1 protein-coding gene and 1 pseudogene are annotated in these 971 nt (G+C 66.0%); both read right to left on the bottom strand.

What is annotated here, in order from left to right:
- Nucleotides 1-398: pseudogene (locus AC5RWT_RS37800) on the bottom strand (ATP/GTP-binding protein); the annotation flags it as partial.
- Nucleotides 399-535: 137 nt separating this feature from the next.
- A partial coding sequence (locus AC5RWT_RS37795; protein WP_494084679.1) for an SCO6880 family protein occupies nucleotides 536-971 on the bottom strand: 436 nt, incomplete at its 5' end.

Below are 971 nucleotides of genomic sequence, written 5' to 3'. Positions count from 1 at the left end.
GCCTGGCCGGGGTCGAGGATGTTCAGGTAGCCGACGCCGCGGCCGAGCTTGATGACCTGGCCGCCCAAGGCTTTCACGGCTTTGACGTGCTCGCCTTTGAGGTCGCCAAGGATCAGCGGGTTGACGCCCTGTGCAGAGAGGCCGATGAACATCCGCCGCACCACCGTGGATTTTCCGAGGCCGGGTTTGCCGAGGATGAAGGCCGAGGGGTTGGAAATCAGCCGTGCACGCTGGAACCAGCTGATCGGGTCACAGCACACCGTTGCCTGGGTTTCCTCGTGGCGGCCCAGCGGCACCCCAATCATGGGCGAGGATGCACCCGAAGAGAACGGCCACAGCCCGCAGACCTGAACCGTGGTTCCCCGGTACTCCCGCACGGACGGCAGGAGTTGGGCCATGCCGCCGCCCCGTCCGGTCCAGCCCCGCGATCCCGGGCCAGCTTCCCGTGCAGGACGCTTCGAAGTCTCGTCCGCCAGCGCTTTTGCTCTCTTTACTGTCTTTGACTTCTTTGCTGTCAAAAGCCTCATGCGGGCCATTAGAGGGCGTCCTTAATCTCGGAGGGCACCATGCTGTGCTTGGGCAGGACCAGCCCCAAGGGCAGGGACGCCGCGAACGCGGTGTCCTGTGAGCCGTAAGCGCGGCGCAGCAGCACGCGGGCGGTACCGGAAGTCTGTTCAATGGCAGCAACGGCGTCCGGGAGGCGTTCCTTGTCGGTGACGGTGGCGGTGACCACCATGCCGAAGTTCACCAGTCCCGCACCCTGGGCTTCTTCCTGCGCGGTCTGCACGGCGGAGCGGGCATCGACCAGGGCCCGGGCCGTGGGCCGGGTGCCGGAGGTGATGCGGACGTTGGCGTTGTTCTGATCCCTTTCGACGATGGTTGCTGCCTTGGCGGAGTCCATCGGGCGGTAGAGCAGGGAGATGCGTTTGCGGTCAATGTCCCCGTGCGGGGCCAGCAGCCGCGACAGGACG

Source organism: Arthrobacter sp. Dra40, assembly GCF_059091905.1.
Note: the sequence above shows the minus strand (reverse complement) of the source record. Positions and strands in the feature narration are given on the sequence as shown.